We start from the raw sequence: 3,181 nt of genomic DNA, 5'->3' as shown, positions 1-3,181 counted from the left end.
GGCGGCGCCACCGCCGCCAGGGGCAGCGCCGCAGCCGGCGCCCGCGCCACGGCGCCAGAAAGCTCCAGCAGCACCGGCCCGCGTGGCGCGGCCAGGGCCGTCTCCAGCAGGGTCGCGGCGATCGCGCCCGGCGCGCCCCCGGCCTCCACCGCCTGGGCGGCCGCCTTGGTCACCGGCCGCAGCATCGCCGCATGGTCGAAATACTGGTGGTTGGCGAAGGCCCGCTCCGCGCCGGTGAAGCCATCCGCCAGCAGCAGCACCGGGGCGCGGTCGAGGCTCGCCTGCGCCATGCCGTTCGCCGCATTGCCCACCCCCGGGCCGCGGGTGACCAGCACGGCACCCGGGCGGTGGGAGAGCTCGGCCTCGGTCGCCGCCATGATGATCGCGGCGGTCTCCTGCCGTGCCAGGATGAAGGGAATGCCCCTGGCCTTGGCCGCCTCCACCAGGTCGAGCGAGCTGCCGCCGCCCGGCACGCCGTAGAGCCTCGCCACCCCCGCCGCCCGCAAGGCCTCCGCCACCGCAGCCGCACCGTTCATCGCCGCATTCCCTCCAGAACTCCGGCCAGCATAGGCACCGCCCCGCCGCCGCCAAGACCGCGCCTGCCCGTCCATGCGGCGGCTATCCGGCCGGGGCTGAGCAAGGCTTGGGCAAATGCCGCGCGGCCGGCCAAATCCGCCGCCGCAGCTTCTTGCGGGGCCGACCTGTCCCGTGCTGCGTTGATCGGGCCAGATTATGGAAGAGGGGGTCGGGTCGCCCGTGTCGCCTTCGCAGACCACCGCCTATGACGAGATGCGCGGCGAGGACGGCGTCCGCGCCGCCTATGCCGAGATCGAAAACTGGCTCCGCGCCACCCCCCGCGAGGATCTCGACCGGAAGCGGCGGGAGGCGGAGCTGCTCTTCCGCCGCATCGGCATCACCTTCGCGGTCTATGGGGAGGGCGGGGACCCGGAACGGCTGATCCCCTTCGACATCATTCCCCGCATCATCGCCCGCTCGGAATGGGAGCGGCTCTCGGCCGGGCTGCGCCAGCGGGTGCGGGCGCTGAATGCCTTCCTTGCCGATGTCTATGGCAGGCAGGAGATCCTGAAGGCCGGGAAGATCCCGGCGCCCCTCGTGCTGGAGAATGCGGGCTACCGGCGGGAGATGATTGGCCTGACCCCGCCCGGCGGCGTCTACACCCATGTCTCGGGCATCGACCTGGTGCGCACCGCGCCCGATGAATTCTACGTCCTCGAGGACAATTGCCGCACCCCTTCCGGCGTCTCCTACATGCTGGAGAACCGCGAGGCGATGCTGCGGCTCTTCCCCCGCCTCTGCGCCAGGCACAAGGTTTGCCCGGTGGGCCGCTACCCGGAGGAGCTGCTGGAGACGCTGAAGGCCGTGGCGCCGGCCCGGACGGGCGCAAATCCCACCGTCGTCATCCTCACCCCCGGCCCCTACAACAGCGCCTATTACGAGCATTGCTTCCTGGCCGACGAGATGGGCGTGGAGGTGGTGGAGGGCGCCGACCTCTTCGTGCAGGACAAGGTGGTGTTCATGCGCACCACCGCCGGGCCGAAGCGGGTGGACGTGATCTACCGCCGGATCGACGACGAGTTCCTCGACCCCGAGGCCTTCCGCCCGGACAGCCTGGTGGGCGTGCCGGGGCTGATGGCCGCCTACCGTGCCGGCAATGTGGCGCTGGCCAATGCCCCAGGCGCCGGCATCGCGGACGACAAGGCCATCTACCCCTATGTGCCGGCGATGGTCCGCTTCTACCTGGGCGAGGAGCCGCTGCTGGCCAACGTCCCCACCTATCTCTGCGAGCGGGAGGAGGAGCGCAAATACGTCCTCGATAACCTCGACAAGCTGGTGGTGAAGCTGGCCAAGGGCTCGGGCGGCTACGGCATGCTGATCGGCCCGCATGCGACGCGGGAGCAGCGCGCCGAATTCCATGCCCGCATCCTGGCACGGCCCGGCGACTACATCGCCCAGCCGACCCTGGCGCTGTCCACCTGCCCGACCATGGTGGAGCAGGGCATCGCCCCGCGCCATGTCGACCTGCGGCCCTTCATCCTCTCGGGCAAGGAGATCCGCATCATTCCCGGCGGCCTCACCCGTGTCGCGCTGAAGGAAGGCTCGCTGGTGGTCAACTCCTCCCAGGGCGGCGGCACCAAGGACACCTGGGTGCTGGACGATGAGGGGCCGGCGCCGCCGCCGATGGCGCAGTCGCAAGCCCAGGCGCAGGGCTGATGCTGAGCCGCACCGCCGACAGCCTGTTCTGGCTGGCGCGCTACACCGAACGCGCGGGCAATGTCGCCCGTGGCCTTGCCGTCGCCTCCCGCATGGCGGCCATTTCCGCCCGGCTGGGCGACGAGGTGGAGGAATGGCGCGCCCTGCTCACCGCCACCGGCGGCGAGGCCGGCTTCCGCCGGAAATACCCGGAGCCGACCGCCGAGGCGGTGATCCACTGGCTGATCTTCGACCCCGACAATCCCTCCGGCATCCTGCCCTGCTTCGAGGCGGCGCGGCGCAATGCCCGGGCCGTCCGCACCGCACTGACCGTGGATATGTGGGAAGCGCTGAACGATGGCTGGAACCATCTGCGCAAACTGCCGCCGGAGGCGACGGATGGCGACCACCTGCCGGATTTCCTCGGCTGGGTGCGGGACAGGGTCACGCTGTTCAACGGCGCGGCGCATGAGACCATGCTGCGCGACGAGGCCTGGCGCTTCGTGCGCCTCGGCACCATGCTGGAACGCGCCGACAACAGTGCCCGCCTGCTGGATGTGCGCCACAAGCTGCTGACGCCGGAGGCGGAGGGCGCCGTGGACTACGTGCAGTGGCAGGCGGTGCTGCGCGCGGTCTCGGCGCTGCGCTCCTACCAGTGGATCTACCGGGACCGGCTGCAGCCGCGCCGCATCGCGGAGCTGCTGATCCTGCGGCCGGAGCTGCCGCGCAGCCTGCTCTCCTGCTTCGGCGAGGTGGCGGAGACGCTGGAGGCGATCGCGGTGGGCCAGGGCGGGCGCCGCGGCGAATGCCACCGGCTGGCGGGCGGGCTGCACGCGCAGCTCCGCTACGGGCGGATCGAGGCGATCTTCGAGCAGGGGCTGCACGAATTCCTCACCGGCATGATCGCGCGGGCGGCGGAGCTGGGGGGGGAAATCGAGGCGTTCTACATCCGGGGGTAAGTCGAGGGGGA

3 protein-coding genes are annotated in these 3,181 nt (G+C 71.2%); 2 read left to right on the top strand and 1 reads right to left on the bottom strand.

All coding sequences use genetic code 11. The features are described 5' to 3' along the window. Positions 1 to 536: thiamine pyrophosphate-binding protein (locus NJ376_RS13980; protein WP_252953889.1), on the bottom strand; the 536-nt coding region annotated here is incomplete at its 3' end. 220 nt (positions 537 to 756) lie between these two features. Here NJ376_RS13980 and NJ376_RS13975 point away from each other — a divergent pair. Together NJ376_RS13975 and NJ376_RS13970 are read left to right on the top strand one after the other, a co-directional pair. Next, complete coding sequence (locus NJ376_RS13975) at positions 757 to 2,232, top strand: circularly permuted type 2 ATP-grasp protein (protein ID WP_456309355.1); 1,476 nt, start codon at positions 757 to 759, stop codon at positions 2,230 to 2,232. Beyond that, entirely contained in the window at positions 2,232 to 3,170 is a 939-nt protein-coding gene (locus NJ376_RS13970) for an alpha-E domain-containing protein (RefSeq protein WP_252953888.1), read from the top strand. Before NJ376_RS13975 ends, NJ376_RS13970 begins: the two co-directional genes overlap by 1 nt. The last annotated feature ends 11 nt before the right edge of the window (positions 3,171 to 3,181 follow it).

This window comes from Siccirubricoccus soli, from assembly GCF_024178315.1.
In the GTDB taxonomy this organism is placed as follows: Bacteria; Pseudomonadota; Alphaproteobacteria; order Acetobacterales; family Acetobacteraceae; genus Siccirubricoccus; species Siccirubricoccus soli.
The sequence above is the reverse complement of the archived record's forward strand: the minus strand, read 5'-3'. Positions and strand labels throughout refer to the sequence as shown.

What these genes read in the sequence shown, in the direction of transcription:
- NJ376_RS13970 (WP_252953888.1), top strand. Translation starts at nt 2,232, where the DNA reads ATGCTGAGCCGCACCGCCGACAGCCTGTTCTGGCTGGCGCGCTACACC.